Annotated in this window: 19 protein-coding genes; 16 read left to right on the forward strand and 3 right to left on the reverse strand. The window is 47.0% G+C overall.

The annotated features are described in order from the left end of the window. Window positions 1-20 precede the first annotated feature (20 nt). Window positions 21-1,787: an ABC transporter substrate-binding protein gene (locus ACFVQB_RS04430; protein ID WP_379435177.1), complete on the reverse strand. Its 1,767-nt coding sequence runs from the start codon at window positions 1,785-1,787 to the stop codon at window positions 21-23. 148 nt (window positions 1,788-1,935) lie between these two features. On the opposite strand from ACFVQB_RS04430, the gene ACFVQB_RS04435 reads away from it, so the two are divergent. The 5 genes from ACFVQB_RS04435 (at window position 1,936) to ACFVQB_RS04455 (ending at window position 8,944) form a co-directional block, all read left to right on the forward strand. Continuing rightward, on the forward strand, window positions 1,936-3,171 hold the full coding sequence (locus ACFVQB_RS04435) for an MDR family MFS transporter (RefSeq protein WP_379435178.1): 1,236 nt from the start codon (window positions 1,936-1,938) through the stop codon (window positions 3,169-3,171). 122 nt (window positions 3,172-3,293) lie between these two features. Then, complete coding sequence (locus ACFVQB_RS04440) at window positions 3,294-4,118, forward strand: stalk domain-containing protein (RefSeq protein ID WP_379435179.1); 825 nt, start codon at window positions 3,294-3,296, stop codon at window positions 4,116-4,118. Between the two features lie 445 nt (window positions 4,119-4,563). Then, entirely contained in the window at window positions 4,564-5,295 is a 732-nt protein-coding gene (locus ACFVQB_RS04445) for a Stf0 family sulfotransferase (RefSeq protein ID WP_379435180.1), read from the forward strand. Window positions 5,296-5,432: 137 nt separating this feature from the next. Beyond that, the gene (locus ACFVQB_RS04450) at window positions 5,433-7,178 is read left to right on the forward strand and encodes an ABC transporter ATP-binding protein (RefSeq protein WP_379435181.1); all 1,746 of its coding nucleotides are present in this window, start codon (window positions 5,433-5,435) and stop codon (window positions 7,176-7,178) included. Next, window positions 7,175-8,944, forward strand: a complete 1,770-nt coding sequence (locus ACFVQB_RS04455; RefSeq protein WP_379435182.1) for an ABC transporter ATP-binding protein — start codon at window positions 7,175-7,177, stop codon at window positions 8,942-8,944. Before ACFVQB_RS04450 ends, ACFVQB_RS04455 begins: the two co-directional genes overlap by 4 nt. A gap of 106 nt (window positions 8,945-9,050) precedes the next feature. Here ACFVQB_RS04455 and cyoE read toward each other — a convergent pair whose 3' ends face one another. After that, complete coding sequence (gene cyoE, locus ACFVQB_RS04460) at window positions 9,051-9,974, reverse strand: heme o synthase (protein WP_379436314.1); 924 nt, start codon at window positions 9,972-9,974, stop codon at window positions 9,051-9,053. Window positions 9,975-10,371: 397 nt separating this feature from the next. On the opposite strand from cyoE, the gene ACFVQB_RS04465 reads away from it, so the two are divergent. The 3 genes from ACFVQB_RS04465 to ACFVQB_RS04475 all read left to right on the forward strand — a co-directional run bounded on the left by ACFVQB_RS04465 (window position 10,372) and on the right by ACFVQB_RS04475 (window position 15,220). Then, window positions 10,372-11,301: an NAD(P)/FAD-dependent oxidoreductase gene (locus tag ACFVQB_RS04465; RefSeq protein WP_379435183.1), complete on the forward strand. Its 930-nt coding sequence runs from the start codon at window positions 10,372-10,374 to the stop codon at window positions 11,299-11,301. 204 nt (window positions 11,302-11,505) lie between these two features. Beyond that, a complete protein-coding gene (locus ACFVQB_RS04470) occupies window positions 11,506-13,770 on the forward strand; it encodes a bifunctional cytochrome P450/NADPH--P450 reductase (RefSeq protein ID WP_379435184.1) in 2,265 nt (754 codons plus the stop codon). A gap of 232 nt (window positions 13,771-14,002) precedes the next feature. Then, the gene (locus ACFVQB_RS04475; protein ID WP_379435185.1) at window positions 14,003-15,220 is read left to right on the forward strand and encodes an MFS transporter; all 1,218 of its coding nucleotides are present in this window, start codon (window positions 14,003-14,005) and stop codon (window positions 15,218-15,220) included. A 271-nt stretch (window positions 15,221-15,491) separates the two neighbouring features. Here the strand turns inward: ACFVQB_RS04475 and ACFVQB_RS04480 are convergent, their stop codons facing one another. Continuing rightward, entirely contained in the window at window positions 15,492-16,994 is a 1,503-nt protein-coding gene (locus tag ACFVQB_RS04480; RefSeq protein ID WP_379435186.1) for a carboxypeptidase M32, read from the reverse strand. A 255-nt stretch (window positions 16,995-17,249) separates the two neighbouring features. Here ACFVQB_RS04480 and ACFVQB_RS04485 point away from each other — a divergent pair, with 255 nt between their 5' ends. The 8 genes from ACFVQB_RS04485 (at window position 17,250) to ACFVQB_RS04520 (ending at window position 26,589) form a co-directional block, all read left to right on the forward strand. Continuing rightward, window positions 17,250-18,857, forward strand: a complete 1,608-nt coding sequence (locus tag ACFVQB_RS04485; protein ID WP_379435187.1) for an ABC transporter substrate-binding protein — start codon at window positions 17,250-17,252, stop codon at window positions 18,855-18,857. Between the two features lie 93 nt (window positions 18,858-18,950). Next, window positions 18,951-19,901: an ABC transporter permease gene (locus ACFVQB_RS04490; protein WP_379435188.1), complete on the forward strand. Its 951-nt coding sequence runs from the start codon at window positions 18,951-18,953 to the stop codon at window positions 19,899-19,901. Between the two features lie 16 nt (window positions 19,902-19,917). Then, window positions 19,918-20,841 carry an ABC transporter permease gene (locus tag ACFVQB_RS04495; protein WP_379435189.1) on the forward strand — a complete coding sequence of 308 codons (924 nt, stop codon included), beginning with the start codon at window positions 19,918-19,920 and terminating at the stop codon, window positions 20,839-20,841. Next, on the forward strand, window positions 20,819-21,835 hold the full coding sequence (locus ACFVQB_RS04500; RefSeq protein ID WP_379435190.1) for an ABC transporter ATP-binding protein: 1,017 nt from the start codon (window positions 20,819-20,821) through the stop codon (window positions 21,833-21,835). Before ACFVQB_RS04495 ends, ACFVQB_RS04500 begins: the two co-directional genes overlap by 23 nt. Then, the gene (locus ACFVQB_RS04505; RefSeq protein WP_379435191.1) at window positions 21,813-22,802 is read left to right on the forward strand and encodes an ABC transporter ATP-binding protein; all 990 of its coding nucleotides are present in this window, start codon (window positions 21,813-21,815) and stop codon (window positions 22,800-22,802) included. Before ACFVQB_RS04500 ends, ACFVQB_RS04505 begins: the two co-directional genes overlap by 23 nt. A gap of 15 nt (window positions 22,803-22,817) precedes the next feature. Next, complete coding sequence (locus ACFVQB_RS04510; protein WP_379435192.1) at window positions 22,818-24,071, forward strand: M20 metallopeptidase family protein; 1,254 nt, start codon at window positions 22,818-22,820, stop codon at window positions 24,069-24,071. Further along, complete coding sequence (locus ACFVQB_RS04515; RefSeq protein ID WP_379435193.1) at window positions 24,064-25,767, forward strand: M28 family peptidase; 1,704 nt, start codon at window positions 24,064-24,066, stop codon at window positions 25,765-25,767. Before ACFVQB_RS04510 ends, ACFVQB_RS04515 begins: the two co-directional genes overlap by 8 nt. Before the next feature lie 57 nt (window positions 25,768-25,824). Further along, window positions 25,825-26,589, forward strand: coding sequence for an SDR family NAD(P)-dependent oxidoreductase (locus ACFVQB_RS04520; RefSeq protein WP_379435194.1), 765 nt, complete (start codon window positions 25,825-25,827; stop codon window positions 26,587-26,589). Window positions 26,590-26,625: the final 36 nt, after the last annotated feature.

Consider the following 26,625-nt stretch of genomic DNA (forward strand, 5'->3'; position numbering starts at 1 on the left):
TCCTTTCCCGGAATGCTAAACTACTGATTTTTGATCCATAGTTTGGAGATATCCATGAACCCAAACTCAGCGGTATGAAGGCCGAAGAGACTTTGATTAAGCAGGGCTTTTTTATTCATATGGCAGCCGTACAATATCCAGCAGTTATCGCGAAGCAAATCTTCTGCTTCATTGAGCAGCGTCGACCTTTGCTCTTCATTCTGCTGAAGGAAATTCTCCATTTTTCGATAAAATATGGACTGTAAAGCGGGTGATAAACAAATATGAAAATAGTTGCGTTTGTTTATGAAGAAATTAATCATGCCAAATTGCCAGTCATCTTCCAAAACTTCTTCTGCGATAATCAAGTCAGCTTCGCTTGTTTCCCTCACATTGGGAAATTCAACGAAGGGTTGCAACTCAATACATAAGCCGATTGTAGCTCCGCGTTGTTTAAGCCATTCTGCTTCTTTTTGGTCTTTAGCTACAGTGTACGCAAGTATGATCTTTTCCCCCTGGTATCCGCTGCTGTGCAGGAGATCACGGGCATCCTCAAGAGAAGACTCGCGCCAAGCATGCTCAGCGCTCTTCCAAGGAAGAAAGCTGTTTGCTGGTGTAATTCGATTGCTGCCCAGTTCTCTTACCAAAGCGACTGGATCGAAAACAATTCGCATAGCTTGCCGAAATTCCAGTTGATGGTGAAGACCGGCTTTACGAAAATTAATGAGCATGTATCGGCATCCTGTTGCTGGATAATCGATACTGTTAGTCCCCGTATCGTCTGTAGCCAACTTCAGTCGGTCTGTTCCCGGCAACTCATAATGACGTTCATAAGGACCCAGATTGGGCACAAACCAAATGTCTACTCGATCCAGATGAGGACGGATTCCATAATAGCCATCAAATGCGTTTATTACCAGCACAGTTTCATTTATTTCATGGATGCGAAAAGGTCCGGTACCGATCAATTGTTGGGATACATCGACATCATAGGGGAGAATCGTCATTGAAACACAACTAAGCAAGTGAAGGAAGAAACGATTAGGCCGACTTAGATAAAAACGAATGCAGCAATCCCCGACAGCTTCGGCACGCTCAATATCCCGGTATAGCCAAATGAATGGACTATCTACAGTACGCAAACGCTCTAATGTAGCTTGGACATCCCGGGATGTCATTACCCGACCATGGTGGAACCGTACACCTTTGCGCAGATAAAAAACCCATACCCTTTGATCCTCGTTGTACTCCCACATATGCGCCAGATCTGGCAAGAAGGTTCCTGTTTTGGCATCATAGGTGATCAGCGTGCTGCAAACCTGACCAAGCAGATAGGTTTCAAAAGCAGTATACACAAAAGCAGGGTCCAGTTCTGCTAATCTTCGTGATCTCACCATGCGAAGCACGTCCTGACCGGAAGAGCTTTCGGCATGACTGTGGAATCCCATCTGCTTATTCAACGAATTCAGCAGCCGCTCCCGGAGAGCATCGTTCTTCTCTGTGCTGCCGATCAACTCGATCGCTTCCTTCATTTTGCCTCTGCCCATGAGTTCCAAAAAGCTCTCCTCGAGCGCCTCATTCACACTGCGCAGCAATGTCATCTCAGAATGATGTCCCCGGCCTCGCCCGGGCTGCCAGTGAATAAAGCCTTGTTCCTCCAGCTTGCGCAGAATAAACTTCACGTTGCGTGGGGTGCAGCATAGGGCAGCGGAGAGGTTGTCAATGGTTACCGGAACCGATTTATGAAGCTTAAGAGAAAGTTCTTTTGCTGTGGCAAGACGCAGATAATGGGTTGTTGCTGTATCCATATGAATGTGCTCCTTCATAAAGGGTGAAATGTGCTCTCGTTTTCTTACACTTTTATTTCCCCCTTTGATCCATACAATTATACATAAAGGGATAGGGCAAAGGTAGCCCATCTGAGACAAAAACATCTAGAACAGGAGAACCATACGCATGAAGCAACATTTACGTCAAATTCACCCTTTAGCCTGGACAATCATTGTTGGAACGATGTTTGGACGTCTTGTTACATCCATGAGCATCCCGTTTTTATCCATTTATCTGACTCAGGTACTGGGAGCTACACCCACACAGACCGGAATTACCGTCGCGGTTAGTTCTCTGGCGGGGGTCATGGTCAGCTTTTATGGAGGTTATATTTCGGATCGAATCGGCCGCAAAGTGGTCATGATGGTCTCTGTATTTGGCTGGGCCTGTGTTTTCTTCATCTTTTCAGCAGCTGAGCATCTGTGGGTATTTTTTGTGGCCAATACGTTAAACGGGTTATGCCGCGCCGTGTTTGAGCCCACGTCACGTGCGCTTCTATCGGATATTACTCCACCGCAGAATAAACTGCTTGTCTTCAATCTCAGATATGCCGCCATTAATCTGGGTGTTGTGTTTGGACCCATTATTGGTCTTCAGCTTGGATCAGCGCAGTCTACATTTCCGTTTATGATCTCCGGGTTGGTGTATATCGTTTACGGCCTGGTTTTGTTCCTGCAATTTCAATTGCAGCGCGCAAATCTGCCGGAACATGTTCAGGTCACTGCACCTCGTTTACGAGATGCACTCGCTACCACCGGACGTGACCGTGTATTTTTGCCGGTACTTATTGGGACTACTTTTTGCGTGCTCGGGTATGGGCATTTTAGCTCGACCCTGGCTCAGTATGTTGCCCAGAATCCTCTTTTTGAACATGGAAGTCAAGTGTTTTCCTATATGCTTTCGCTCAATGCGTTGACTGTGCTTGTAATCCAATTTCCGATTGTGCGGGTGGCCAGCAAATTCCCGCCGGTTGTGCCCCTCATTCTTGGAAACGTGCTGGTCGCTACAAGCTTGTTCCTGTTTGGCATAGCTGAAGGCGTTATGCTGCTGATGATCAGTGTCATTCTGTTCACCGTAGGGGAAGTGCTTATGTTCACCATGATGGATATGCTGATTGACCGTATCGCCAAACCGGAATGGAAAGGGACTTACTTTGGCACGATTGGATTCAATAACTTAGGAAGCGTCATGGCACCGATTTTGGGAGGGCTGTTATTAACCCAATTTGGGACGGGGAATGGCCTGTTCATTTTTGTACCGCTGGCACTAACGACTGCACTCGGACTGCCTTTTCTTATCGTAGCGCATAAGCGCCTTGTCGTTAGGGAGAAGGAAACAACACCAATACAAGTGAGTGCCTAGCTGAAGCGATGCTAGTTGCATGGCACATAAGTATTAGCTGTTTTAACTTTTTTTTGGAGAAAGGCAACTTTCATTGAGAAATCAGTGTTAATTAGTTAAACATTTCCTTATGGGGGTTCCAAATGATATTTAAAAATTTCGCTTTAACATTGCTGGCGTGTGTTATGTTTGCCGCGTTTTCAACGCCGAGTTTAGCTGAGGATGCGACGCTAGAGATTGGGACTGGCGTATTGTCCAATAACCGGGTGCTAATTCCTTTGAGGGTCGTGTCCAGCAACTTGGGGGCAGACGTAACGTGGTATAAGGAAGGGAAGAGCATTCGAATTAAAACGGATGAGAAAGAAATTTGGCTTGTGGTTAACTTTAAAAATGCGAGAGTGAATGAACAGATAATTAGAATGGATTCTCCTGTTGAAATAATTGGCGATACAGCATATGTTCCGCTGCGATTTGTCAGCCAAACGTTAGGAGCCAAGCTAGAGTGGAATTCACAAACTAAACAGGCAACTATCCACTTGAATAATCAAAACATGATTGTAAGTATGCAAGAGGAGACGATCCAGATACCTAATTCTGTGAAAATAACTCAGGGACGATTGAATGTTTTGTCAGAGAAATTGAACGAAATCTCAAGATTGTCTCAAATTAAGCAGATCAGTACGTATTTCAAGCCTTATTTTACAGAAGATTTAATCCAATTTATTCTCAAGAGGCAGGATCTAGTAAGTGATTGGATGGTGTATGATGCTCCAGAGACTTCCGTTTATTATACAAGCAGTACAACAGCGACGTTATCCCAATCGTTCGTTATCGGAAATACATTAACGGGTGATTCTCATTATGTAAATGATCGAAATATTGAACTTGTTTACAGTAATGGTGTATGGAAAGTGAATCAGTTGAGGTTTAATCTTAGAGAAATTCCTTATCTGGGTTATGATCGTTGAAATCGCAGCATATGATGTGCAGTGGCATGAAGGAAATAACAATTGAGTTAATATTATCTTGACGGATTACGGTGGAGCGAATACAATAAACAACAAATATGTGTGACGGGTGGTTAAGATGAACATGTTCCAGACAGGGCGCATTCTGAATCGATAACTGAATACGCATGAGCAAGTGACTTTAACCAATGTTTTTGTGTTGGCGTTTGGACAGTCATGTTTGTGCACCCCTGTCGTGGACGCTCATCATTATTGCGTGCAGAGGAGAAATCCGGAAACGCTTCTTATTTCATATGGTTCTCTTGTTGTTACAAGCTGTAGATGAACATTAGTTCATCTATGGCTTTTTTGCATGCATTCCGCCCAATTTGTTGCACATGGAAGGGAGATTTTGCAGTGTTTTTGGCATGAAACTACCCCTAAGGGGAGAAAGAGAGGCAGCGATATGAAACGACCTGCTCAAAGTTTTACCATTTGGTTTTCTCAACGAACGGGTAGTACTCTGCTAGGTGAAGCATTAAGTTCTACAGGTGTCGCAGGATATCCGAGGGAGTGGCTGCACTATCAGCATAAGAGCCCAGACACATTAAAGCGTGAAGATCTGGAGCAGATTTGGGATCAGGGAACAACGTCGAACGGAGTATTCGGAATCAAAATTAATTTTGAACAACGATGGATTGACGCATTCCGCAGTCTCTATAGTCTGCCAGCAGCGTTATCGCGGGCTGAGGTATGGAGTACGGGTTTCCCTAATTGCACCAAGCATATTTACATGACACGTCGCAACAAGGTCAGATTGGCTGTGTCATGGTGGAGAGCCATTGTCTCGGGTGAGTGGCACCGCAAGCACGGAGACAGCCCTCAGTTACAAGATATTGCTGATCAATATAATTTTGATGCGATTAAACATCTGCTTGTGGAGAGTAATATGTGCGAAGCAGCAATTGAAGATTTCCTGTCCGAATCAGGCATTGTGCCGCTGACGATTGTTTATGAGGATTTTATAGCGGATTACGAGGGGACCGTCATGAATGTGCTAGAGTTTCTGGATGTTCAATCTGACGGTGTAACCGTATCGCCCCCGTTCTTTGACCCGATCGCAGACGAGATTTCTGAGCAATGGGTGCAAAGATTTCGGGAAGAATGCCAGAGGGATTGGGAGAATGTTAAATGGTAAACACACTTGGTAAGATTCATCCACGGGTTGGAAATGTTGCATTTATTGTTATTATGTATGATTCATCTTAGCGAGGGACCAGAAAGCTTTGAATCTCAAAATTGGAATAGAAATGTCATACGAAGGGGTGAGGGGCTATGCCCAAAACAGAGAAACGCTCCATGTCCTGGCTGCTGCAATATCTAAGGCCCGTCAAAGGCCGATTGGTCTTGCTGATGGTGATGTTGTTAACGTCAACGGGACTGCAGCTCCTGAATCCACAAATTATCAAACGCTTTATTGATACAGCCGCAAGTGGGGGCGTACTTTCTAACCTAATCCAGCTTGCCGGATTGTTTCTGGTTGTTGCGGTCGTCAATCAACTGATTACAGTAGCCGTCAGTTATCTGGGGAATGATGTGGCCTGGCGGGCAACGAACCGATTACGGGGAGATCTCCTGAAGCATTGTCTGCGTCTGGATATGCGGTTTCATAATGTGAAGACGCCGGGAGAGATGATAGAACGGGTGGATGGTGATGTAACGAGTATCTCCAACTTCTTCGCCATGTTCATTGTGCAGGTGGTGGGGAGCTTTGTCTTGCTTGCCGGAATCCTCGGATTTATGTTCACTGTAAACGTACCGATTGCGATCGTCATGACGGTGTTTACATTATTATCGATTCTGTTTATGGTGTTCATTCGGAATCTGGGAGTAAACTCTTCCAAAAATGAGCGGGAAGCGAGTGCATCCTTGTTCGGATTGATTGAAGAGCGTATTGCGGGAATTGAAGATATTCAAGCGAACGGGCATGTTCCGTATGTGATGAATCGCTTTTATCGTACGATGCGTGTTGTATTTCAAAAGGGAAGGAAAGCCTGGCTGCTTCGGGTTATTCCATGGAATACGACGGTCATTCTGTTCGCACTTGCAGTCACGGCAGTACTTCTACTCGGTGTTCATTACTACATGCAAGGCATCATCAGCATCGGAACCTTGTTCCTGATATATCAATACACACAGATGCTTAATGATCCGATTGAGATGTTGGGTGATCAGGTTCAAGAGTTTCAGAAAGCGAAATCCGGCATGCTTCGCTCGAGAGAACTGTTGTCTTTACGTAGTGAGATCGAAAACGGAAGAGAGGATCAGCTGCCAGAAGGGCCGCTTGGTCTGGAATTCAAGCAGGTGAACTTCAGTTATAACGAGGATAAACCTGTATTGCAAAATATTAACTTTGCCATTAAACCTGGCGAACGGCTTGGCATCATCGGTCGTACCGGTAGCGGCAAGTCAAGTCTCAGTCGTGTGCTTCTGCGCCTGTACAATCTGGATAGCGGAACAATTCGTGTGGGTGGCAAAGATATTTCAGAGCTTACCTTGCCTGCATTTTACCGCAGGGTGGGTATGGTTACGCAGGATGTACAGCTGTTCGACGGTACACTGCGAGACAATTTAACGCTGTTCAATCAGGATGTCTCGGATCAGATCATTAAGGAGACAACGGATCGACTGGGATTAAGTCACTGGATCGAATCACAGCCCGCAGGACTGGATACTCATCTGAAAGCAGGTGGTTCTTCCTTGTCCGCAGGGGAAGCTCAATTGTTTGCCCTGACGCGAGTATTTCTGACTGAACCAAGCCTGGTTATTCTGGATGAACCATCCTCACGTCTGGATGCCGCTACAGAGAGCATGCTTCAGTCTGCCATCGATCAGTTGATGATGCAATGCACCGGAATTATCATTGCACATCGGCTGGCTACTTTGGAGAAGGTCGATCAGATTATGGTGCTGGGTGATGGCAAGGTGCTGGAATTCGGAGCCAGAGAAGAACTCGCCACTGATCCGTCTTCACATTATGCCAGGTTGCTGATTACGGGTCGAGAGGAGGAATTGGCGTGACTGTAACAGGATTTATAGGCCGTTTGTTTCGATTCAGGCCCTTTCTATTTTTGATCAACGGATTGTCATGGTGCATATTTCATTCTTTGCCGCTGGCAATAGGAATTGGGATGCAGTGGTTCTTTGACCGCGCAACAGCGGGGTCCAGTGATTATATGTGGCTGGCAGCTCCGCTGATCTTCATTGCTCTAATTAGAGCAACAAGGGTAGGGACGTTTTTTGCCGCATTCTATGCATGGATCACGTATATCTACCATATTCAGGCTATTCTGCGCACCAACATGCTCGCTGGGATTATGCGCTGGCCTGGACGCAATCTGCCAGCTTCACCGGGGGAGGCGATGAGTCGCTTTCGGGATGATGTGGATGAAGTGGTTGAGTACGTGGAATCCTGGGTGGATTTCTGGGGGAGGCTTGTGTTCGCTATCGTATCCATCATCATTATGGCGAACATTAACTGGAAAATTACTCTGGTAGCTGTTTTGCCGCTGGTGGTCGTAACGATGCTGAATAACTTGTCTGGTAATCGGGCTCGCCGATATGCTCAAGTCAATCGTGAGTCGACAGGACGGATCACCAGTTTCATTGCCGAAATCTTTGGGGCTGTGCAGGCACTGAAACTTGGGCAGGCAGAAGAGCATGTCTCTGCTCGTTTTAACAAACTGAATGAAGAACGTCGTCAGGCCGCACTCCGGGATAATCTGTTCAAACAGTGGATGAGATCACTTAATCAGCATGTGCTCAGTATCTGTACAGGTCTCATTCTTCTGATGTGTGCGGCCGAGATGAAATCCGGCAATTTCACCGTAGGTAATTTTGCTTTGTTCACCAGTTATCTTGCCAATATAGGCTTTAGTATTTCCTTGTTTGGCTATATGGTATTTCAGCATAAACGGCTCAAAGTATCTTTTGACCGCATGCGAACCCTGTTTCGTCCTGGTGAGGAGGACCGGATCATGGATTTCAGAGAGACTTATCTGAATCAAGATCCACCTGAGCTTCCTACTAAACAGAGAGATCCCGAAGAGAAGCTAAGAGAGCTGGAGATCAGCAATCTGGCGTACCAATATCCTCATTCTGCAAATGGAATACAGGATATCAGCTTCCGTGTGAAGCGGGGGCAATTTCTGGTCATCACTGGACGGATCGGTTCTGGCAAGTCGACTCTGGTCCGCACACTTCTGGGACTGCTGCCCAAACAGGAGGGTACGATTCACTGGAATGGTAAAGATGTAGATCCTGCTACCTTCCTGATGCCGCCCAGAGCAGCATATACGCCGCAAGTACCCCGACTGTTCAGTGATACGCTGAAAGAGAATATTGTTCAGGGTAAACAGGGACGTACGGAAATGGCACTTGCAAAAGCCATTCGCTTGGCTGTTATGGATAAGGATATCCAAAATCTGGATCAAGGACTTGAAACGTCCGTAGGTCCAAGAGGTGTCATGTTGTCGGGTGGTCAGATTCAGCGCGCTGCAACTGGGCGTATGCTGATGACGGAAGCAGACCTGTTCATCTTCGATGATCTGTCCAGTGCGCTGGATGTGGAAACCGAGCAACAGGTCTGGGAAGGTTTGTTCCAGGAACCGGATGTCACATGTATTGCAGTGTCTCACCGCAGAGCAGCGCTTGCCAAGGCAGATCATATCATCGTCATGAAGGATGGACGAATTGAGGCCGAGGGCAGCTTGTCAGATTTGCTTGCTACAAATGAAGAGATGCAGCTGCTTTGGCAAGGCGAGCAAACACCGGTTAAAGTGGGATAGCGTAAGATATATAAGACATATAACAAATGAAAAAAGCCGTACAGACAACTCTTTGCGAAAGAGTTAAGATCTGTACGGCTTTTATTATTGCTCAATTGGTTAACATTTATTTGATCAGTTGCGCAATCAATGAATACGCAATGATGACCAGGAAGATGATCGTAATGTGATTAATGGAGAAAATAAACATTTTATGTGACCATTTCTTGGTTTCTTTCTTATCAAAAGTTGCCACACTAAGAATAAGCCAGGCCAAGCTTACCAGAAACGCAACAATGGCAATGAACGGACTCATCGGCCAAAACAAGAAGCTGGAGAATAACAACAATACCAGATAAACATTCGTCTGGATGTACGTCCGTCTGATTCCTTTTACGACAGGAAGCATAGGTACGCCAGCCGCTTTGTATTCATCGAATCTCCGGATGGCAATGCCATAGAAGTGAGGCATCTGCCACAACAGCATGGTAACGACCAAAGCCCAAATTTCATAATGACCCAACTCTGGTGAGATGGCTGCCCAACCGATGAGCGGTGGAACAGCGCCTGAAAGACTTCCTACTTCCGTATTGTATACCGTTGTCCGCTTGGTCCACATCGTATAAGGGAACACGTACAGCAGCAGTCCCAATATGCCGAATACGGCAGCCGAAGGGGAAGCGATATACAACATGATGCCCCCGATAATCGTAATGGCAATACCGAGGATCAATCCTGTTTTGGTATCTACACGACCTGTTACCGTCGGACGTGTTTTGGTGCGTTCCATGATCGCATCGATATCCCGATCATACAAATTGTTAAACACCCCGGCCGCTCCGATAATCAGGGAAGACCCGATGACAGAGAGGATAATGGGCACAATATTAGCTAAAATAGATGCATCAAATACATACAAAGCCAAACTTAAACCGGCAAACATGGCGATCAGATTGGATTTAATGATTCCGATCTTGATCGTATCAAAAAATACTTTCGGAATCGAGCTAGTATACTCCAGGCTGATTTCGGGTCGTGACCCTTTATTCAATGTTTTCAAGAACTCACTTCCTATATCTATACTTATATATCTCGTGGTTTTATTATAGCATTCAATACAGTATGTGAATTAATTAACGATTTAGTATTTAAAATAATGCCATTTGATTGTGAACAATTTAAAAACAAGGTTTTTTTCAATTGTTAAAAATGATTTTATGTGATACAGGTCATAGAATCTAAAAGGCAGCAATAACAAGTAAAGAATATTTTTCTTGCATTATGAGTTTCATTTGTTTATTGTAGATATAAGGGGTCTTTAATGGTTTAAAAGTGATCTCTTCTTACATTATTGTGTTAGAGAACAGCTGCAAGCGGCAAAAAGTAACCAGGATGGACATTTTTTTGGGACAATAAAGGATATTGAATATCTGGAAAGGGTGTTAAATATGAAACAACAGACGGATGTATTAATCATTGGTGGAGGACCTGCGGGTCTTAATGCAGCACTTGTACTAGGCAGAGCCCGCAAACAGGTGATGGTCATAGATGATGAACGCCCACGTAATTGGGTCACGCGTGAAACACACGGTTTTCTGACGAGAGATGGCGCAAGTCCGCGTGAATTTCGGAAGGTTGCGAAAGAACAGATTAGTGCTTATCCGTCCGTTCATTTTGTAGGGGACACAGCGACTTCAGTGACAGGAACAGATGGTGATTTTCAAGTTACAACGGCCCAAGGAGTCATCTATCGCACGAAGAAAATTTTGTTTGCAGTCGGGAAAAAAGACCTCCCGCTGGATATTAACGGGTTGACAGAGGTATATGGCAAGAGTGCTTTTGTCTGTCCTTATTGCGATGGCTGGGAATTAAGAGATCAATCGCTGGTCATCATTGTTAATGGAGCGAAGGCATTTCATATGGCCAAGACAATTTCCGGCTGGACAAGCCAGTTTACCATTTGCACAAATGGACCTGATGAATTAACGGATGAGCAGCGGGAGGAATTGAAGCAGCATGGTGTTCCGGTATGGGACTCCCCGATTCGATCCATTGAATCAAATGATGGGATGGTGCAGCAGGTTGTGTTAGAGGATGGCACCGAAATCTCGTGCACGGGAATTTTCTTTGGACCGAAACTAACAGCTGGATCAGAACTTCCGCAGACGATAGGCTGTGAGGTTACGGATGCGGGTACAGTCGTTGTAGATGATTTCGGCAAAACGACCGTAACGGGTGTGTTCAGCGCTGGAGATGCAGCATCGGAGCTGTACCAGGCTATTACTGCGGCATCCCTTGGTGCATTAACCGCTGTAACGATCAACAATGAGCTAAATATGGAAGCTTGGGATGAGCGCGGTAAACATCTAAACCCATAGGATAACGATGTACAGTGTCTTCTCCAAGACTTTGCATAAAGAATAATTCAACAAAAAAGATCAGATCGAAAGGGGATTGCAAACGCAATTCCCCTTTTTTGTGTTTAGTAGATCTTCTCTCTGACTAAGTGGACTGGTTCAGTCCGTTATTGGCATAAACCCAATATTTGATTTTCATTCAGGAACGGTTTATTATTTTATCAAATGATAGATATAACTATCATTGACGTTTATGCCAAAGAAGACACCTTCATAGGTGGCAAATATCCGCTGAAAAAAGGGGAGAGCTGCAGTATTCTTCTGCCACAGCTTCACCGTGACAAAGGAGCCTGGGGAGAGGATGCAGAGCTATTCCGACCGGAACGTTTTGAAGATACGACACAAGTGCCTCACCATGCGTATAAACCGTTTGGTAATGGAGAGAGAGCGTGTATCGACATGCAATTTGCTTTATATGAAGCAACCCTTGTTCTCGGTATGTTACTTAAACATTTTGAACTGGTAGACTACAGCGACTATAAGTTGGATGTGAAACAAACGTTAACGTTAAAACCAGGCGATTTTCGGATACAGGTGAGAGCACGCACAGTTTCACCCAAGCTGAGTACACCTGTTGCCCACTTGAATGAGAAGCCGAATCAGGTTATGCATACAAATGTAGCTGGCCACAGCCCTATTATGGAATCGATGGCCACTACAGAGGATGTTAATCCAACTTTATTGGTTCTGTATGGTTCCAACCTGGGGACGGCAGAAGGCATTGCCAGAGCGTTTGTAGAGAAAGCCCGCTCCTATGGAATTCCAAGCAAAGCCGCAGCATTGAATGATTGGGTTGGGCGCTTGCCCAAGGAGGGGATCGTTCTCGTCGTGACAGCATCGTATAATGGTAAACCTCCGCAAAATGCAATGGCATTTATGGAATGGTTGAAGGAAGCGGAGTCAGGGAGGGTGCACGGTGTGACATATGCAGTTCTGGGCTGCGGGGATCGAAGCTGGTCCGGTACATACCAGAGTATTCCTCGATTGGTCGATGAGAGGCTTGCGAGCTTGGGAGGCAACAGGCTGTTACCTCGGGGAGAAGCCGATGCAGACGGGGATATGGAGAAACAAGTGGAAGAGTGGCAGCGGATGTTGTGGCCTCCGATGTTAAACGCTCTGGGGATCAGCGAGGAATCCATGGAACACTCCTCACGAAGTACACTGCAAATGGAATTTGTTCGCGAGAAAGCTGATCTGCGACTTGCACGATCCTACAATGCCAGCTATGCCACTGTAGTGGTAAATGAAGAGCTTCAGGCCATGAATAGTGGACGGAGTACACGTCACATTGAGATGCTGCTGCCTGAAGGCATGACCTATAAAGAAGGCGATCATCTTGGCGTATTGCCCCTGAATGCCAATGAAATCGTGAATCGCATCCTTCATCGTTTTGAATTAAAAGAAGACGTTCAGATCCAATTAACTTCAAACGAAACACAGTTTACACATCTTCCTCTGAACCGTCCTGTCCAAGTAAATGAGCTACTCCGTTCCTGTGTTGAGCTGCAAGCACCTGTTACAAGAACGCAGTTGCAGGAGCTGGCGAACCATACGGTGTGCCCGCCTCATAAGCGTGAACTGGAGGCGATGTTGGAAGAAAACAACTACAGGAAACATGTACTTGAAAACAGAATCACCATGCTGGAACTGCTTGAAAAGTATGAGGCCTGTGAGCTGTCGTTCGAAAGGTTTCTTGAGCTGCTGCCTCCACTCAAGCCCAGGTATTACTCCATCTTCAGCTCTCCACATACTAATGCTAAGCAAGCGAGCATCACAGTGTCCGTTGTGAAAGAGCCTGCATGGAGCGGCAACGGTGAATTCCGTGGTGTGGCTTCATCCTATCTGGCCGACTGCCAAACGGGCGAGAGTATTCTGATGTTTGTACGTACGCCAGAATCCGGATTTGAGCTGTCGGAAGAGCCAGATGTTCCAATTATTATGGTAGGTCCAGGGACGGGGGTTGCACCGTTCAGAGGTTTCCTTCAGGCCAGATCTGTCCTGAAGGAGAGGGGATTGCCACTGAGTGAAGCACATTTGTTCTTTGGGTGCAGGAATGATTCGGATTTCATATATCGTCAAGAACTTGAACAATACGAACAGGCAGGAATCATCAAGCTGCATACGGCTTTTTCACGTGTTGAGGGTAAGCCCAAAACGTATGTGCAGCATCTGATGTTGCAGGAATCCGAACATTTGCTTCATTTGCTTGATGCGAAAGGGCGAATCTACGTATGTGGTGACGGAAGCCAAATGGCTCCCGCCGTGGAAGAGACTTTACTGCAAGCATATCAGAAAGCGAAGGGAGCAACCCTCCAGGAGGCGAAAGATTGGCTCAACAAGCTTCAGTCGGAAGGGCGCTACGTTCAGGATGTGTGGGCAGGTAAACGATCCGTTGAATCGGCTAAGACTCTGTACGTTGAGACACATTAAGATGGAGGCGGCGATAAGCCGCCTTTTTCTTGTCCCAAAAAAACAGCCGCCGATCTGGAAATTCTCATCCGGATTGGCGGCTGTTTTAATTTGGTTGATACGATCTCTTGACAAAGAAATTTTTTTGACGCAATATAATAAAATAACTTTATAAAGTATATAAATAAAGAGATTCAATCAGTTTTCTTGTGTTCATTTACTTTCAATTTATATGCAGGGAAGGGATCTATTTATGGCAACTTGGTTTCTTATCATTATCTACCTTGCGTTTATCAGTCTGGGGATTCCGGACTCTCTGCTAGGTTCAGCCTGGCCAGTCATGTGGCCTGAACTTGGCGCTTCGTTTGGGTCAGCAGGAATTCTGTCGATGGTCGTTGCAGGGGGGACTATCGTTTCAAGTTTGGTAAGCGGCACGGTTATTCAAAAATGGGGAACAGGCAAGGTTACGTTAATTAGCTGTTGTCTAACTGCCGGAGCACTCCTTGGATTTTCATTCGCACCTTCATTGGTATGGCTCGTCATTCTTGCCATTCCGCTGGGTCTAGGGGCCGGCGCCGTTGATGCTGCGCTGAATCATTATGTCGCAGAGCATTACAAAGCACACCATATGAACTGGCTGCACTGTTTCTGGGGTGTGGGCGCAACGACGGGGCCCATCATTATGTCGTATTACATTGCGGAACATCATTCCTGGAGAAGCGGGTATACAGCTGTAGCCATCGTCCAGTGCTGTCTTGTCCTGATTTTGTTTGCCACGTTGCCGTTGTGGAAGCGTGTTGCTGCAAGTCGGGAGAGTGCGAGTCTGAAAAACAAATCAGATGATGTGCAAACGGACAACACGTTAGCACAGCGTGAGAACAGACCCGAACGGAATGTATTGAAGATTAAGGGAGTCAAAAACTCACTGATCGCATTTCTATTTTATTGTGCCGTGGAGACAACGGTTGGTTTATGGGGAGCCAGCTATATGGTAGGCGCAAGAAACATCTCGGCAGAAACAGCTGCGGGATGGATCTCCTTATACTACGGAGGTATTACGATTGGCAGGCTGATTACAGGCTTTATCACGTTAAAAATAAAAAATCGGGTGTTAATTTTGGCTGGTCAAGTGACCGCCATTGTGGGTGGAATCATCTTATTGCTTCCACTATCCATTTCATTTGCACTGGCTGGATTTATGCTGATTGGTTTGGGGCTTGCACCCATCTATCCCGGACTTCTTCATGAAACTCCAGCTCGATTCGGCAAAGCAAATTCTGCCCGATTAATGGGATACCAAATGGCACTGGCGTACACAGGGACCACATTGCTTCCTCCGCTTTTTGGCGTTCTCGCTGCAAAAACCAATATCGGCTTTTTCCCGCTGGTTGTACTTGTTTTCCTTATCGTGATGCTGGCCAGCTCAGAGCAAGTGAATCGTATTTTGAAAAAGAAGATTCTGAATGGGTAGAGCTGGAAGGGGTGTAACAGGGACCGGGCTTGATCATGAAATTGGGATATGAAGAAAAGGGAGCGTTTAACATGCTATCATTAATATTGTTATGCTTGATCGTGTATGTGGGGGCATATGGGTGTCTGGCTGCGTCCAATCAGCCCATGGATGTAAAACCTGTGCGGTCGTTCGATGATTTCTTCGAGTAAGCGATATGATTTTTCATTTAAAAGATAATACACAAAAAAAGCGAGGAACAACTCTCGCTTTTTTTTATTATGCAGAATTATTACAGTTCATAGAGTTGCTCGTATTTATCCGTTAAGTAACGAATCAATGGAGCGGTATCAATCCTGTTTCCAGTGATGGATTGAATTAGCTCGTCCGCCGAACGTGATTTACCAAATTGATGAATATGAGTGGTCAGCCATCCGGTAATCGTCTCAATATGATCGGATTCAATCAAATGATCATAATCGGGAAGTTCGCGGCGAATGGCTTTGTGTAACTGTGCTGCATACACAAACCCAAGTGTATAGGAAGGGAATAATCCAAATCCGGCGCTCCAGTGTCCATCCTGTAAAATGCCTTCCAGATGAGTCGGGGGACGAATACCCAGATATTCCTCATATTTATCATTCCATGCTTCAGGCAATCCCTCGTAATCCACTTCTCCGGCAATAATGGCTTGCTCCAGCTCATACCGAATAATGAGATGCAGATTGTAGGTAAGCTCATCGGCCTCAAAACGGTTAAACGTCGGTTTTACTGCATTTAAAGCAAAATAAAAGTCATCCAAACTAACATGGCCAAACGTTTCAGGTTTGATTTTTTGCAAAATAAAATAGTTGTTTTCCCAGAAGCCCTTGTGTCTGCCAATAAATTTCTCGAAAAAGATCGACTGGGATTCATGAATGCCGTACGAAGTGAAGATCCCAAGTCCGGTATGTATCAGGTTGGGGTCAATATTCTGTGTATAGAGCGAGTGGCCTCCTTCATGTAAAGCACTCCACAAGGAAACGCGAACGTCATTTTCAACAAATTTGGCTGCGAGACGTGCATCGTAAGGATTGATGGCAGAACTGAATGGGTGCACGGTTGCGCCGAATTGCCCGGCATCAAAGTTGTAGCGAATGGCTTGTAACAACTCGATCCCAAGCTGCCGCTGCTGTTCAAGTGGGAAGGGATGAGTGAATATGGATGTGTCGGGTTGTTTAGCGGAAGATGTGACACGACGGATCAGCGGTATTAGAGCGGATTTGAGTTCACTGAAAATGCGATCCAACGTTACCTTATCCAGGTCAGGATCGAACTGCTGCACGAGTGGATCATATGCATGCTGCTCGTATCCCCAGTATCCGGCAAACTTCAAGCTTGCATCAAAGATTTGTTTCAAATGCGGAGCGAAAATGGAAAAATCATTGGCAGCTCTGGCTTCCAGCCAAGCGGCGTTTGCAAAACCTTGCTGCTGTACAAATGCCTGATATTCCTCTAAAGGAATGGCACTCCAGCGTTTATACGTTTTCCAATGCTCTGCAATAATTCGCTTGGATAGCTCATCAAGGTCCTCTTGTTGTGCTGCTTCCTCTAATCGCGAACCGAAATCAGCATCGGTCTGTAACTTAAACAGTTCTCCAGCCAATGTTGCTTTGGCTCGTGCGGCGTAGGATGCGCCCTTTCGAGGTGCCCCTGTGCGAGCATCCCAGGCAAGCAGGGTTTGTACCTGTTTATAATGCTCAACCTTCTCGATATGTGCCGCAAGTGCAGCATCCAAACGTTGTATCGTTGTCATGTTCGTGTCTCCTTCCAGATAAAGGATGAAATTTAAGTTGTATATTACCATCGGAATAGTTGGAAGTACATAGAATCACGCTTTTTCGTAGATTACAAAAAATGAATCAACCCATTACGATTGCTTATTTTACAAAAGACCTCTGTTCCCTTAGCCTGAAAATACCAATTTTCACTAATCCGACATGAACACTTGTATATCATTCGGGATAGTGAAATCGGATTTAACATTATGCATGAGAGCGAGAGGGGTTACATGATGAGAAAACATACGAAGCCTGCTTTGATGATGATTCTGGCATTCCTGCTTCTTGCAGGCTGCGCTTCAGGTGGAGAAGGACAGCAGAGTACACAAGCCTCTTCAACAACCGGTGAAAGTCCGTCACAGCAGACATCGGCTGAAGGCAAGACAGGCGGGACGCTGAACATTGGCTATCCAACACAACCGGTCACACTGGATGCACATGTGTCTTCCAATACAGCGGTCAAGGATATTTCACGCGAGATCTATGAGCAGCTGGTGACGCTGGATAAAGATGCACAGGTTATTCCGCTTCTGGCAGAATCCTATGAGATCAGCGACGACAAGTTATCCTATACATTCCATCTGCGCCAAGGTGTGAAGTTTCATAATGGCAAGGAACTGCAAGCGGAGGACGTAGTTGCATCCCTGAATCGCTGGATCAAACTGTCGAGCCATGGTAAAGCGAACTTTGTGGGTGCAGAGGCCAAAGAAACGGACCCCTATACCGTGGTACTTCAATTGAAAACACCGTTTCTGCTAACACTGCAACTTCTAGCTGACCCGATTCCCGCAGCGGCGATCTATCCTAAAGAAGTGGTTGATGAAGCAGATGATAAAGGGATCAAATCTTTCATCGGTACAGGTCCGTTTCAATTGGAGGAGTGGAAGCAGGATCAGTATATTCATTTGAAAAAATATGACGATTACGCTGCCCGTACCGAGCCGAGTGATGGAGCAGGCGGCAAAAAGGAAGCGCTGGTCGATGACCTGTACTTCCGCTTCGTAACAGACGAGTCGACCCGTCTTGCCGGAATTACTTCCGGTGAATATGACATTGCGCTGAATATCTCTGTGGATAATGAACAGCAGATTGCGGACAATCCCGACTTGCAAACATTCCTCAGTCCGGGAGGTATGATTGGATATTTCTATAACAGTAATGACGGCTTGTTCAAGAACGTCAAACTTCGTCAGGCTGTCAATGCCATTCAGAATGTGGATGACATACTGACATCGGCATTCCGTGATCCACAATTTTATGTGAAGACATCCTCTCTGGTTCTACCGGGATATCCGAACTGGTATTCGGAAGCAGGCAAGGAATCTTACAGCCAGGCTAACGCGGATAAAGCAAAGCAATTGCTTCAGGAGGCAGGCTATAACGGCGAAGAAATCAAAATTTTCACGACGAGAGATTACGTGGATCAATATAACGTAGCCGTTGTTTTGCAGCAGGAACTGGAGTCGATTGGCGTCAAGGTCAAGCTGGATGTCTATGATTGGCCTACTTTGCAGGAAAAACTCGGTACAGGTACAGGGTGGGATATCTATCCAATGAGTTATGCGTTCCGGCCTACGTTCTACCAGTATGCGTTCTGGGGAGGCGGGGCAGGGCTGCTGAAAAGCGAAAAACTGAACGAGCTTCTTCAAGGCATTCGCACATCAGATTCAGTAGAAGCTGCAAGACCGCTCATTGATGAATTACAGCAATTTGTATGGACCGAAGTTCCATTCTCTCAGATCGGTCATACCAAACAGGTTACAGCGCTATCGAAAAATATCAGTGGTTTCCAGAACATTTTGGGCCCGATCTTCTGGAATACAACCAATAACAAATAGTTAAAAGGAAAGGCAGCGGATGAAAAGGCGTAGCATCGCTCCCACAGGAATACGCCTTTCCGTTTTGCCATTGGAAAGTGAGGTGGCCCTCATATGGGTGGATATATTGTTCGTCGGTTATTGTCCTTGATACCTGTCCTTTTTGTGGTGGCAATCGTGGTGTTCTCCATTATTCATGTCACACCAGGGGACCCTGCTGCGATTCTGCTGGGTGAAGAGGCGAGCAAAGCCGATATCGATGAGCTAAGAAGCAAGCTGGGGTTGGACAGACCGATCTATGAGCAATTCGGCATTTGGTTGCTGGGGCTGTTATCCGGGAATTTGGGGGAGTCGATATTTCTGGACAAGCCTGTGACAGAGGCTTTTTTTGAACGATTGGCGCCTACATTGTCCCTTGCGATCATTGCACAGGTGATTGGTGTGTTTCTCGCCTTGTTCCTTGGCATTACAGCAGTCAAGCGAAGAGGGACCATCGTGGACCAATCGGTGATGGGTTTCTCCATGCTGGGCATCTCCATTCCGAGTTTTCTGTTGGGATCACTGCTGGTCATGTTCTTTAGCGTGAAGCTGCGCTGGCTTCCCGTTGCAGGGTATCAACCGCTAAGTGAGGGGCTGTGGCAGCATATCAAATACCTGTTGTTACCGGGCATCGTGCTCGGTATCATTCAGGCAGCGCTCATTACCCGAATGACAAGATCCTCCATCCTGGATGTGATGTCCGGCAATTTTATCAAAACCGCCAAAGCCAAGGGAGTCAAAGAAAAAACGATCGTGTATACACATGCATTGCGTGTTGCATTCATTCCTATTCTCACAGTTATTGGGGAATCGTTCGGTGGGCTCGTTACTGGTGCTGCGGTTATAGAAACGCTATTCAATATTCCGGGAGTGGGGCAGCTCATCGTCAATTCGATTAGTCGAAGAGATTACTCGGTTATTCAGGGCTCGGTGCTGCTGGTCACGGTAGCTTATGTGTTCGTAAATCTAATCGTTGATCTGTTGTATGGTTTGGTCGATCCACGAGTTCGATTAAGCAAGAAATGAAGGAGGTGGAGACAACTTGATAACCAATCCGGATACCACCATCGCTACGTCAGGACTTCACAAAAGGAAGAACAGGCGCATCGTATTCAGACGCTTTATGCATAATCAGTTGTTAACCACAGGGGCGGGAATTCTGCTTATTGTTGTGCTTCTGGTAATCATGGGGCCGATGCTTACACCATACGGGCCGTTACAGATTGATCCGGTGAATCGACTTAAAGGGCCCAACGGGCAGCACATATTTGGCACAGATAACTTTGGACGTGATGTATTCACTCGCGCCGTATATGGTTTGCGTATTTCGGTTGCGGTTGGTTTCGCTGTTACGGTCGTCTCTTCTTTGATCGGTATGATTGTTGGGCTTTTATCGGCAAGTTATTCCGTGCTGGATCACATCTTTATGCGCATCTGTGATGGTTTGTTTGCTTTTCCGTCCATTTTGCTTGCCATCTCCATCATGGCGGCTCTCGGCCCGAATCCGGGTAATGTCATTATTGCTCTAAGTATTATCTTCATTCCATCGATGGCCCGGATTATTCGTTCCAAGGCGCTGGTCATTCGGGAGTTAACTTATATTGAAGCGTTGCATGCGCAGGGAGCAAGCAGCTGGCGCATTATTTGGATTCATATGGCGCCCAATACGCTGTCTCCGCTCATTATCCAATCCAGCTTTATTTTTGCCGTATCGATCCTGACGGAAGCTTCTCTAAGTTTTCTTGGAGCAGGCATTCCTTCCCCGTCCCCTAGTCTCGGAAATATGCTTTTTGATGGAAAAACGGTGATCTACAACGCTTGGTGGATGACTGTCTTCCCGGGCATTTTCCTGGTGCTCGTTGTACTGGGGCTGAACCTGTTCGGTGATGGCCTTAGAGATCTGCTCGACCCGCATGCGAATAAGGTGAAAAGGGGGAGACGTCGTGGGAAAACAACCGCTGCTTGAGGTGAAGGACCTGAACGTGTCCATTTCAACCGAAAAAGGAACCATTCACCCGGTGGAAGGCGTATCCTTCCACGTCCTTGCCGGGGAGACGCTGGGCATCGTAGGCGAGTCCGGCTGCGGGAAAAGTGTAACCGCCGAATCCATTCTCAGACTGTTTGACGAAGATTACGTGGAATACTCGGGTGAAGTCCTCTACGAAGGAACCAATCTCTTAAGCTTGTCCAAAAGACAAATGGAACGCATACGTGGCAATGACCTCTCCATGATCTTTCAAGATCCCATGTCTTCCCTGAATCCTGTTCAGACAATTGGCAAACAAATTGCCGAGAGCTTGAAGCTGCATCAAGGCATGAATGGCAGACAGGCGCGTCTTGCTGCCGTGGATCTGCTGCGTATGACAGGTATCCCCTCCCCCGAAAAGAGGGTGGATGAGCATCCGCATGAAATTTCGGGCGGGATGCGACAGCGGGTCATGATTGCCATGGCGCTTGCCTGTAATCCGAAACTGCTTATCGCAGATGAACCGACAACGGCACTTGATGTGACGATTCAGGCGCAAATACTGGAGCTAATTGAAAGTCTGCAAGCGAAGACGGGACTTGGTGTCATTCTGATTACACATGACCTTGGTGTAGTCGCAGAGACGTGTACAAGAGTGGCCGTCATGTATCTTGGACAGGTCGTGGAGGAGGCGAGCGTGGACGATTTATTTTTCAATCCCCAGCATCCGTATACGTCAGGCTTAATGAAATCCATTCCTCGTATTGATGGCGAGCAGCACAGCAAGCTCCATGTCATTGAGGGAACGGTACCCGGGCTGCATCAGGTTCCGACAGGCTGCCGATTCGCTCCAAGATGCGCTTATGCGGATGAACAATGCCTGCGAGCAGCACCTTCCTTGAAACAGGTGGACGAGAACCATTCGGTACGCTGCTGGTATCCCGGAATAGCAACGATTCAGGAGGAGACACATGAACTCGAAATCATTGGTTGAGTCGAAGCCGCTGCTGCAGGTTAGCAATCTGAACAAACATTTCCCTGTTCGAACTTCTTTTGGCAGTACCAGGGGGCAAGTTAAGGCCGTCAACGGGGTATCCTTTGACATCCACACAGGGCAGACATTTGGATTGGTGGGCGAATCCGGCTGCGGTAAAAGCACACTCGGTCGGTCGATTCTCAGACTTGTTGAGCCAACGTCCGGGGAAGCATTTTATGAGGGCACGGATATTCTGGGGTTAAGCAAAAAAGAACTTCGAAGTTACAGGCAGCATATGCAGATGGTATTTCAGGACCCGTACACCTCGCTGGACCCTCGTAAACGCATTGGATATTCCATTGAAGAACCGCTATTAATCCACAAGAAGGGTAACAAACGGGACAGAATGGAAACAGCCATGTCGTTGCTACGCAAAGTTGGATTCAGTGAAGAACATTACGAGCGGTTTCCCCATGAATTTTCAGGTGGTCAGCGTCAAAGGCTGGGCATCGCCAAAGCGTTGGCCCTTGGGCCGAAGCTCATTATATGTGATGAACCCGTATCGGCGCTGGACGTGTCGATTCAGTCCCAGGTCATTAATTTGCTGGAAGAGGTTCAGGAGGAGCTCGGTATTTCCTATTTATTTATTGCACATGACCTTAGCGTTGTACGCCATATTGCGGACCGCATTGGTGTGATGTATTTGGGCGAGATGGTGGAGCAGGGGCCAGCGGAAGCTTTGTTCGCCGATCCTCTGCATCCCTATACCAAAACATTATTGTCTGCGGTACCTATCCCGAATCCCCGTGCCAAAAGGGAAAGAGTTGTATTAAGCGGTGAGATTCCATCGCCACTTCATCCGCCTGCGGGCTGTGTTTTTCATACCCGATGCCCGTACGTTATGGAGACATGCCGACAGGTCGTTCCGCAAAAACGGCTCGTCGCTCCAGACCGTGAAGTGCAGTGTCATTTATATGATGAATAGAGGAGGAATGAAACAATGAGTTTTCGTAGTTCAGCCGAAAAGTGGAAGGACGAGGCTATACGGCTTCGCCGCCATATTCACCAGAATCCTGAGCTTGGCCATCAGGAGTTTGAAACGGCCAAGCTGGTTGCCCAATTCTTGGAGGATGCTGGTCTCGAAGTACAGACGGGTGTAGGCGGCACAGGGGTTGTTGGGCTTTTGAAAGGCGGACGTGAGGGAAGAACCATTGGAATTCGCGCCGATATGGATGCACTCCCTATTGTAGAGAAGACAGGATTGCCGTTTGCCAGCGTTCGCGAAGGGGTGATGCATGCTTGCGGGCACGATGTGCATACCGCGATTCTTCTAGGGACAGCAGCCGCATTAAGTGAGCACAGGGATGAGCTTCAGGGAACGGTGAAGTTTATTTTCCAGCCTGCTGAGGAAGTACAGGGAGGCGCAACGGACCTGATTGATGCAGGTGTATTGCATAATCCGGAAGTGAATGCGATCATTGCGCTCCACGTGTGGCCGGATTTGCCTGCTGGCAAGATTGGTTTGAGAAAAGGGGCCATGCTGGCAGCGGCTGATGCTTTTGATATTCGAGTGACTGGAAAAGGTGGACATGCTGCCTATCCACATCGAACTGTCGATCCGGTCATCATTGCAGCCCAGATTATAACTGCGTTGCAAACGGTAGTATCCCGAAACCTGTCTCCACTTGATTCTTCCGTCATCTCGATCACAAAACTGCAAAGCAATAGCAATGCTTACAACGTTATCGCTGGGGAGGTTCAACTCAGAGGTACCATTCGTACGCATAATCCTGAGACACGTGAAGCCGTACCCGTATATATGAAGCGACTCATTGAGACCATTGCGGAAGGGTTCGGTGGTAGAGCGGAATTTGATTACTACCGCGGCGGTTCTCCTGTAATAAACGATGATCAAATCGTCGATGTGATTGAACAGGCAGCGGCAGACACTATTGGTCGGGAAGCTGTTGTGTATCTGAAGGAGCCATCCATGGGCGCCGAAGATTTTGGTGCGTATCTCGAATATGTGCCGGGTGCCATATTCCGGCTCGGCACGATTACAGAAGAAGATGCCCGATCAGAGCTGCCCCTTCACAGTGATTCCATTATTTTTGATGAGCAAGCGATTGTTACAGGAATATCGGTTCTTGGAGAAACTGCCATTCGTTATTTGAACCAGAGCAGTGATGATGAATCAAGGATTGCACTGGGCGTTGCAGCAGGCAATGAGGACAGGGGGGATCAACATGGCTGAGTTGCAGCAACAGTTGGAGGTGGATTCCATACTGCATGAGATCGATCATGATCTGCTGCTTGAATACAACAGACAGATTGCGAAGGAAATTCGTTTGTCGGGTTCCGAAGAGGAACTGCGGGCTTTCCATTATATTAAGGAACAGCTTGAAGACTTTGGATTGACCACAGAGCTTACGATTAACAAAGCCTACATCAGTATTCCTGTCAGAGCGGAACTTGAGGTCGGCGGCATTTCTTTTGCAGCTATTACACATTCCATGTCAGCCCGGGCGGAACAGTTGAACACGCATTTGAGATTCATAAATCTAAAGGATACAGACCATAACATCTGGGCCAATCAAGTGACAGGACATGCGGTGATCGTTCACGGACTAGCGAATGGGCCTACAATTTATCGTTTGCAGCAGTTGGGTGCCGCGGCGGTTATATTTATCAATAGTGGTGCGTATACGCATGAAATGATCGTTTCCTCCGTGTGGGGAAATCCGACACCGGAGGATGATGGCTATCCGTCCATTCCGGTTCTGTCGGTCAACCATTCGGATGGAGAGCAGATTAAGTCTTTGATCGCAGCGGGAGATGGAGAGATTCTAGAGATTACACTGACCGCGGAAGTGCGCACAGATTGGGTGGACATTCCGACCCTGGTTGCCGAGATACAGGGGACGAAAGAGCCTGAATCCTTTGTGCTGTTTAGCGGGCATGTGGATTCATGGCATTATGGCGCAATGGATAACGGCTCCGCCAACGCCGTCATGGTGGAGACAGCGCGGGTACTATCATTGCATCGTGACGCGCTGCGACGCTCCGTTCGGTTCGCATTTTGGTCAGGACACTCCCACGGCAGATATGCGGGCTCTGCATTATACAGCGATCTTCATTGGGAAGATTTGCACGAAAACGGGGTGCTGCATATCAATATTGATTCCGTGGGTGCCAAGGGAGCGAGTCATCTCGGTGCAGCAAATACAATGGCAGAGACTCGGACACTTTGTGCAGATGCCATACGTATCGTCACGGATGAACCTTTTCGAGGTTCACCGTTTGGAAGGTCGGGAGATCAGTCCTTCTGGGGTGCTGGCCTTCCGTCTGCTTTTATGGGGCTGTCCTATCAGCCTGAGGGCTGGTTTGGCTGGTGGTGGCATACGACTGAGGATACGCTGGACAAAATTGACGGAGATTATCTGGCCCGTGATTGCAAGGTGTACGTAGCAGCCGTCTATCATGCTGCCTCTGCTCCCATTATTCCAATTGATCAGAGACAGGCGATCCGAACCCTTTCCGAACGAATCGGCTATTATACAGAGCTTATCGGAGACAAGCTTGATCTTTCGCGTTTAACAAGCAGGGTTCAGCAGCTACAGGATGCCACGGACCATTTCTATGACCGGATAGGTTCCTCCCTCCCTGATACTTCCGTTGCAGAAGCGAACCGAACGATATTGTCACTTAGCAGATGGCTGGTTCCCATCAATTATGTTCGAGGCAGCCGGTATGATCATGATGCCGCAGGCAGTCATTCACTTGTGCCTGCGCTGTCAGACATCGAACTTCTGGCGATAGCCGAAGTAGGCAGTGAAGCCTTCTTCAAACTCAGAACATCACTTATACGTCAGGTGAATCGAATTAGTTATGAAATAAAGCAGGCAGAGCGACTTGTGGTGGAGGCCGAAAAGAATCCCGTTCTAAGTTAACGCCAGGTGAAGCAGCCTGTTTACAGCAAGAACATCATGTATAGAGGAGCGACTGTCATGCCGGAACGAACATTTGCAGGGAAAAAGGTAGTCATTACGGGAGCGGCAGGTGTGTTTGGCCAATGGATTGCACAAGCATACGCCGCCGAAGGCGCAAGCCTTTATCTGTCCGATATCCGGGAGGATGCCCTACGAAATATAGCAGATAAGCTGAAGCAGGAGGGAGTGGATGTTCACTGGCATATAACGAATCTTGTGGAGGAACAGTCCATTAATGAATTGGTTCAAGTGGTCGAGCAGCAATGGAAAGCGCCGGATATCGTCATCAATAATGCGGGAATATATCCATACCGCACACTCATGAACATGACGCTTCAACATTGGAATGAGACGATGGATCTGAATCTGGCAGCACCCTTCCTGCTCACTCAGCATTTCGCCAAACAGATGATTGCCAGCGAGGTAGAAGGTTCCTTCATTAATATAAGCTCTGGAGCAGCTTCCACCGCAGGTGTCGGCATGGGGAATTATTCGGTTTCGAAAGTAGGGATCGAGATGTTGACCAAAACCTTTGCCCTGGAGTTGTCACCCTATCGCATTCGGGTAAATGCAGTTGTGCCGGGTTATGCACCCGGCAGCGAGGTTAGTGTGATGACGAAGGAGCATACGGAACATATGATCCAAATTACGCCGCTAGGCCGGACATCAGGTCCGGATGACGCTCCCCAAGCGATATTGTATTTGACTTCTGACCAGGCTTCATTTATTACAGGCAGTATATTAACGGTAGATGGTGGACGCACGGCAGGCAGACTCAAGTAATAGTTGCACCCTAATAAAGAAAATAGAATGGCAGCT

This window comes from Paenibacillus sp. NPDC057886 (genome assembly GCF_042796655.1).
Lineage (GTDB): Bacteria > Bacillota > Bacilli > Paenibacillales > Paenibacillaceae > Paenibacillus.